The organism is Nocardia sp. NPDC004722 (assembly GCF_053601505.1).
Map to the genome: position 1 here is coordinate 1 of NZ_JBSGBY010000974.1, position 1,970 is coordinate 1,970.

Here is a 1,970-nt window from a genome sequence, read left to right on the forward strand (position 1 = left end):
GAGGCGTTTCGCGGGAGCGGGCTGGGGCGGCGGTTGATCGATCAGGTGGTCGCGGCGGCCCTTGTGGCGGGGGTGTCACGGCTGGAGGTGGCCACCGCCACCGCCGATATCGGCAATCTGCGTTTCTATCAACGGTGCGGGTTCCGCATGACGCGGGTGGTGGCGGATGTGTTCACCGAGGCCGCCGGGTATGGCCCGGGCCTGGAGGTGGACGGGGTGGCGTTGCGGGATCAGGTGTGGTTCACGCGCGAACTGTGAACGCAGGCGCGCGGTTCGAGTGCGGCGCGCACCTCTTCCGGGCGGCGGCGTGGTTCAGGCGGCGGCGGCGCGGCCGTAGCTTTCGCTGAGTGCGGGCCAGCCGCCGGGGCCGCTGACGGCCTCGCGCATGGATTCCCAGCCGGGGCCGTGGTTTTCGAAGCCGGAGTGCACGAGGGTGACGGTGGTGCGGCGGGCGTCGAGGGCGGTGAAGGTGACATCGACGCGGCTGGTGCGCGCGGGGTCGGTCTCGAGCTGCCAGTCGAGGGTGATGTCCCAGGAGAAGGCGAAATGCGTCGGTGGGGTCCAGGCCAGTACGCGGCCCCACACGCATTCGGTGCCGTCGGCTTCGCGGCCGTAGAGGCGGCCGCCGAGGCGCGGTTCGACGACGGCTTCTTCCAGCGGCCCGGTGCCGATGTGGTGTTCGCGCGGCCACCAGCTGTCCATGCCGGTGGTGAAGACGCGGAAGGCTTTCTCGGGTGGGGCGTCGACGGTGAGTTCGACGGTGACGGCGGGGGTGTCGGTGCGGCTGGTCATGACTGCTCCTGGGGGTCGTGGGTGGAATCGGGTTGGCGGGCTTGGCGGTTGAGTTCCTCGCGAAAGGCCGACAGCGCGGTCGACCAGAAGTGGGTGAAGTAGCCGCGCAGCGCGTCGATGCCGCGCGGGTCGAGCCGGTAGACGCGCCGGGTGCCGACGGCTTCGTCGCAGACCAGCCCGGCGGCTTTGAGCACTTTGAGGTGCTGGGAGACCGCGGGCCGGGAGACGGGGAGTTCACCGGCGAGTTCGCCGACCGCGCAGGGGCCTTGCCCGAGGCGTTCGAAGATGGCGCGCCGGGTCGGGTCGCCGAGGGCGTCGAGCCCGGCACCTTGGTAAGTGCCCACGAACCGTAAGTCTACGCTTACATAGTGGGGGTGGATAGGGGTGGCGTGAATTCGGTTGGCGGGGGTGCGAAGTCAGCCGATGAACGGTGTTCACCCTTTCGGTGGGCCGGGGGCGGCCGATACCGTGGGGCGCGATGGTGTTTGGACCCTCAGCGAGGAGGTGGGCCGTGACCGCGGTGCCGGGAATGCAGCGTTTGCGTGCGGTGGTGGAGCAGGGGCTCGACAAGGGCGCCTCGGTGCGCAAGGGCTTGCGCGCGGGCGGAGCACTGCTGGGCAGTGTGCGCCGCGATCCCCGCCTCGTGCGGGAGCTGATCGCCGGATTCACCGGCCACGGCGGCGAATCGGCGCCGGTGGCCACCGAACACGTACTGCCCGAGGGCCTCTCGGCCTATCCTCGCACCGCCCACGCACATGCCGAGCTGGAGACGGGCGCGGCGGCGACGCTGGCGTATCTGGTGCAGTTGCAGCGCCTTCCGGACTGGGTGGTGTTCCATGCGGGCTGGCGGGGCGAGCCGCCCGCGACGGCGGCGGTGGGTGTGGAGTACACGCAGGTCGCCAAGTTCATGGGCATCCCCGCCGATGTGGCCTGGACGGTCACCCAGGTCGACGACGGCGGGTTGGCGTTGCGCGGCAGCGGCCCGCAGGGTTTGGGGCTGGGGTTGTGGATCACGGTGGCACCCAACGGGTCCGGATCGATCGTGTATCTGGATGCCGGATTGTCCGGGCAGCCGATCGAGGGGCCGCTGGGGGCGACGGTGGCCCGCGCGCTGGGTGAGGCGTTGAGCGAATCGCTCGCCGCGCTGCCGCCGGTGCTGGCCGCCGCGCGCGCCACCG

The 1,970-nt window shown here is 71.1% G+C and carries 4 protein-coding genes; 2 read left to right on the forward strand and 2 right to left on the reverse strand.

All coding sequences use genetic code 11. The features are described from left to right. The coding region (locus ACWELQ_RS44750) for a GNAT family N-acetyltransferase (protein ID WP_452403032.1) at positions 1–258 on the forward strand (258 nt) is incomplete at its 5' end. 54 nt (positions 259–312) lie between these two features. On the opposite strand, the gene ACWELQ_RS44755 is transcribed toward ACWELQ_RS44750, so the two are convergent. Together ACWELQ_RS44755 and ACWELQ_RS44760 are read right to left on the reverse strand one after the other, a co-directional pair. Further along, positions 313–792 carry an SRPBCC family protein gene (locus ACWELQ_RS44755; RefSeq protein ID WP_452403033.1) on the reverse strand — a complete coding sequence of 160 codons (480 nt, stop codon included), beginning with the start codon at positions 790–792 and terminating at the stop codon, positions 313–315. Next, on the reverse strand, positions 789–1,136 hold the full coding sequence (locus ACWELQ_RS44760; RefSeq protein WP_452403034.1) for an ArsR/SmtB family transcription factor: 348 nt from the start codon (positions 1,134–1,136) through the stop codon (positions 789–791). Before ACWELQ_RS44760 ends, ACWELQ_RS44755 begins: the two co-directional genes overlap by 4 nt. 167 nt (positions 1,137–1,303) lie before the next feature. Between ACWELQ_RS44760 and ACWELQ_RS44765 the strand changes: the two genes are divergently transcribed. Continuing rightward, the coding region (locus ACWELQ_RS44765; RefSeq protein ID WP_452403035.1) for a type II toxin-antitoxin system Rv0910 family toxin at positions 1,304–1,970 on the forward strand (667 nt) is incomplete at its 3' end.

Excerpts from the sequence above, each read along its gene's own strand:
- ACWELQ_RS44755 (WP_452403033.1), bottom strand. The coding sequence starts at position 792 with ATGACCAGCCGCACCGACACCCCCGCCGTCACCGTCGAACTCACCGTC.